The organism is Microcoleus sp. B3-D7 (assembly GCF_036705305.1).
Taxonomy (GTDB): Bacteria; Cyanobacteriota; Cyanobacteriia; order Cyanobacteriales; family Microcoleaceae; genus Microcoleus.
This window is the reverse complement of sequence record NZ_JAUBUE010000105.1, coordinates 1-4650: the sequence shown is the minus strand read 5'-3', so window position 1 is coordinate 4650 and position 4650 is coordinate 1. Positions and strand designations below refer to the sequence as shown.

The following is a 4650-nucleotide window of genomic DNA, read 5'->3' as shown; positions in this document are numbered from 1 at the left end:
AGATTGAAACATTTGAGTTAGCAACGCGAGATATATGCGATCGCTTCCTGATTCCCGAAAAACTCTACGGTCGAGAACGAGAAATACAGCAACTTTTAGAAGCCTTTGAACGAGTAGCACAAGGCAACAGCGAAATGATGCTCGTTGCAGGCTTTTCCGGCATAGGAAAAACCGTTGTGGTTAATGAAGTTCAAAAACCCATTGTCCGACAGCATGGCTATTTCATTAAAGGTAAATTTGACCAGTTCAATCGCAATATTCCCTTTTCGGCATTTGTGCAAGCATTCCGCGATTTAATGACACAATTGCTCAGTGAAAGCGAGCTCCAACTCCAAGCATGGAAAACTCAAATTCTCGAAGCCCTTGGTGACAACGGACAAGTCATTATTGAAGTCATTCCTGAACTAGAACGCATTATCGGACAACAACCCCCAGCCCCAGAATTGTCAGGGATGGCTGCTCAAAATCGGTTCAATTTGCTGTTCCAAAAATTTATCTCTGTTTTTACCACAAAAGAGCATCCCTTAGTGATGTTTCTGGATGATTTGCAGTGGGCTGATTCGGCATCTTTAAAGTTGATGCAGTTGCTCATAGGTGAATCCCAGTCCAGTCACCTGCTACTAATTGGAGCCTATCGAGACAATGAAGTTTCTGCTGCCCATCCCTTAATGTTGACTTTAGATGAAGTCACAAAAATCGGGGCAATAGTAAATACCATCACACTAGCACCTCTGGCTCGAACCAGTTTGAATCAATTAGTAGCAGATACGCTGAATTGTTCTCCTAACTTAGCAGAACCGCTGACGGAGTTGGTGTATAAGAAGACAAAAGGAAACCCATTTTTTGCGACGCAGTTTCTCAAGGCATTGCATCAAGATGAGTTGATTATTTTTGATATTAAAGCAGGATATTGGCAGTGCGATATTAGCAAAATTACCGAAGCAGCACTGACGGATGATGTAGTTGAATTCATGGCGCAGCAATTACAGAAATTGCCAGTTGAAAGTCAGGATGTTTTAAAATTAGCAGCTTGCATTGGCAATCAGTTCGATCTGACAACATTAGCAATTGTTTCGGAAATCTCGGAGACGGGAACGGCAACGGCTTTGTGGAAAACTTTACAGGAAGGTTTTGTTTTACCTCAGAGTGAGATTTATAAATTTTATGTAGGGGAAGAAGAAAAGATCGATCGAGGTACTTCTCAAACGGTTGCCTATCGCTTCTTGCACGATCGCGTCCAACAAGCCGCTTATTCTTTGATTCCGGAAGCAGAACGCGCGATCGCCCATTATCAAATCGGGCAACTACTGCTGCAACAAATTTCAGCAGAAGCCAGAGAAGAACGCATTTTTGAATTAGTCAATCAGTTGAACTACGGCACGACGCTGGTTGTAGAACAACAGGAAAGGGAGGAACTCGCCCAACTCAACCTGATTGCTTGCCGCAAAGCGAGATCGGCAACTGCCTATCAAGCAGCCCGCGAATATGCCACAGTGGGGCTGCAACTGCTGGGAACAGACGCTTGGGAACGGCATTACGAAATGACCCTATCCCTGCACGACTTAGCTGCCGAGGTGGCTTTTTTAGCCGGCGATTTTGAGCAAATGCACCAGTGGATTGAAGCCGTGATCGATCGTGCGAAAACACCTTTAGAACAGGTGCAAGTTTACCAAGTCAAAATCCAGGCATTGGTCGCCCACAATAAATTTGTCGAGGCGATCGCGATCGGTCAATCGGTCTTCCAAATGTTAGGCGTAAACTTACCAGATGAACCAACCCTAGACGATATTCGGCAGGTGAAGCAAGAAATTGATGCCCTAATTGAGGGTCGCTCCATTGAGTCATTCATTCATCTGCCGAAAATGACCGATCCCCAGCAATTAGCCATTATGCAAAATGCGGCTCGGCTGACACCCGTCTGTTATATGTCAGGAACAAAGCTCTATTTCCTGGTAGTGGCGCTCCAAGCCAAGCTGTCCATTCAATTTGGCAATAGTCCGGTTTCGGCTTTTTGCTACGTGGGTTACGCCTTCCAACTGAGGATGCTGTGGGGCGACATGACAATGGTGCCTCAGTTTGGGCAATTAGGATACCAACTCGCCTTAGAACCCGATGCCAAAAACATTCGAGCCGCAACCGCCATGTTAATGGGGGCATATGTGGGTTCTTGGACGATCCACCTGCAAGAAACGCTGCCGATTCTTCTCGATGGCTATCAAGCTGGATTAGAAACCGGCAATCTAGAATTTATGGGCTACGACGCCCAGTTGTACTGTTTCAATGCTTATTGGTACGGTCAACCGCTAGCTGAACTCGAACCGCAAATTCGCGCCTATTACCAACAGTTGTGCGACCTCCACCAAGTCACAGCAGCAAACTGTGTGTTGGCCTACTTGCAGGCGGCTCAAATTCTCTTGGGTCAGTCAGAGGACGAGATTCCTTTACGCCAGGATGACTATGAAGAAGAAGTCCTGGCTCAGGCCAAAGTCGATTTTTACCGACTATCCTTCTTCTACTTGTATCGATTCACATTGAATTACTGGTTGGAAGACTTTGCTAAAGCAGAACACGATGCCGCTCAAACGCGACACTATTTGGCTGGAGGGATGGGAAGTATTGTTGAACCGATCTTCTACTTCTATGATTCTCTGAACCTGCTGGCCACTCCTGGTGAATCGATGTCCCAGTCAGAGCCGCGATGGCAGCGAATGGAAGAAAATCAAGCCAAGCTCAAAGACTGGGCAGATTATGGCCCCATGAATTACTTGCACAAATATCATTTAGTTGAAGCCGAAAAAAATCGCGTTCTTGCTCGCAAAACAGAAGCTCTAGAATTTTACGATCTAGCAATTAAAGGAGCCAAGGAAAACGGTTTTATCCAAGAGGAAGGATTAGCCAACGAATTAGCTGCCAAATTCTACTGGGAGTGGGGCAAAGAAAAAGTTGCCGCCAGCTATATGCAGGAAGCATATTACTGTTATGCCCGTTGGGGTGCACTAGCGAAGGTTGAACACCTAGAACAACTCTATCCCCAATTACTTCATCCCATCCTGAATCAGCCCAAACTCCGCTTTAATCCTCTAGAGACGCTAGCAACGATTAGCCACTCTTCGCAGACTTCCAGTAATAGCAGCACCAGTATTTCCGAGGCCCTAGATTTCGCATCTATTGTGCAAGCTGCTCAAGCTTTATCCAGTAAAATTCAGCTTGATGAATTACTCGACACCCTCAACCAAATTATTTTAAAAACTTCGGGCGCCGAAACTTGTGCTTTGCTACTCCCCCATCAGGATGAATGGCAAATCCGGGCAATAACTCACATCAATCCAGATAACCAGACACCCACTACCCTGCTGCAAACCCAGCCTATAAATGGCTCGGCGGTGATTCCGCTCAAGCTGGTTTATTATGTCAAACACACCCTGGAAACTGTGGTTATTGAAGGTGGCAAAACCGATATTCCGGGTTTAATGAATGACTGTACGCTCCAGTATCACTCTCAGAGTATGCTATGTACTCCGATTCTCGATCGCGGGAACTTAGTTGCGATACTGTATCTCGAACATAGCTCGACAAAAGGAGTGTTTACTCGCGATCGTCTCCTCATCCTCAACTTCCTCTGCACTCAGGCTGCCATTTCCCTAGAAAATGCGCGACTGTATCAGCAAGCCCAGGACTACGCTCACCAGGTGGAACAATCTCAACTGCAATTAGTGCAGAGCGAAAAAATGTCGGCGTTGGGGAATTTAGTAGCCGGAGTTGCCCATGAAATTAATAATCCAGTCGGATTTATTTCTGGTAATATTCATGAAGCGATCGCCGCCGTCAAAGATATTACAGAATACTTGCAACTCTATAAAGAAAAATTTCCCAGTCCGGGTGAGGAGATTGAAGAAAAAGCTGAAGAGAGCGATATCGAATATCTCTTAGAAGATTTACCCAAAATGTTGAATTCGATGCAAATCGGGTGCGATCGCATCCAAGGCATCAGCACCAGTCTTCGTACCTTCTCCCGAGCCGACAAAGATTACAAAGTGCCTTTCAATATTCATGACGGAATTAACAGTACGATTTTGATTCTCAAACACAGATTGAAAGCAAACGAACAGCGTCCAGCGATTGAAGTTGTGAAAGAGTACGGGAACTTGCCCTCAGTGGATTGCTTCCCCGGACAATTAAATCAGGTGTTTATGAATATATTGGCAAATGCCATTGATGCACTGGAAGAATCAAATCGGGAACGGAGTTTAGAGAAGATTAAAGCCCCAGCCAATTGCATTACGATTCGCACCGAAAGACAGTCTAAGGAGTGGGTGACGATTCGCATTTATGACAACGGGCCAGGGATATCAGAGGAGATAAAAGGTCAGATTTTTGACCACTTATTTACAACTAAAGGTGTGGGTAAAGGCACGGGGTTGGGATTGGCGATCGCACGGCAGATTGTGGTTGAAAAACACGGCGGTACAATCGAGGTAAATTCTGTATTAGGAGAAGGGACGGAGTTTACGATCTCATTGCCTACAAACGGATGAAGTTAATTATGCGATAGCCGCCTTTAACCCTTACACATAGAGGCGCACATTAATTTTTAGCAGTCAATATTTGAGATGAGGATAGCCAAAATGAATGCAGGTATAGATTTAACCA

1 protein-coding gene is annotated in these 4650 nt (G+C 45.3%); it reads left to right on the top strand.

The annotated features are described in order from the left end of the window. Positions 1–4535: AAA family ATPase (locus QUB25_RS29335; protein ID WP_333188958.1), on the top strand; the 4535-nt coding region annotated here is incomplete at its 5' end. Positions 4536–4650: the final 115 nt, after the last annotated feature.